The organism is Bacillus cereus group sp. BceL220, from assembly GCF_051776965.1.
Classification (GTDB): Bacteria; Bacillota; Bacilli; order Bacillales; family Bacillaceae_G; genus Bacillus_A; species Bacillus_A cereus.
Genome location: NZ_JBPWBC010000070.1, coordinates 1 through 277, shown reverse-complemented (window position 1 = coordinate 277; position 277 = coordinate 1). Strand labels below are relative to the sequence as shown.

Here is a 277-nt window from a genome sequence, read left to right as displayed (position 1 = left end):
AGCAGTCGAAATTAAACGCATCTTAAAAAACGTATTTTTAACACAATGTAAGTTAGTGCCTGTAGCATTCGTACCAGTACCAGGTACACCTTACCGACGAGTTACAAGAGCGAAATTATTTGTACAAGGCTATATTCGTAAAAATATTGAATATGCAAATGACGAGTGTAATGGAGTTCTATATGATCGTATTGCAAATGTTCCATTTTCTGGTTTTGCAGATCTGACAGAAGGTGATTTTCTATCATTAGCTTTAGTAGCTTCTTCTTCGGACACT

At 35.7% G+C, this 277-nt stretch carries 1 protein-coding gene; it reads left to right on the top strand.

Annotated elements, in window-relative coordinates:
* Window positions 1–277, top strand: a 277-nt coding sequence (locus ACS2FK_RS30580) for a DUF7852 domain-containing protein (protein ID WP_438899984.1), incomplete at both ends; no start/stop codon positions are given.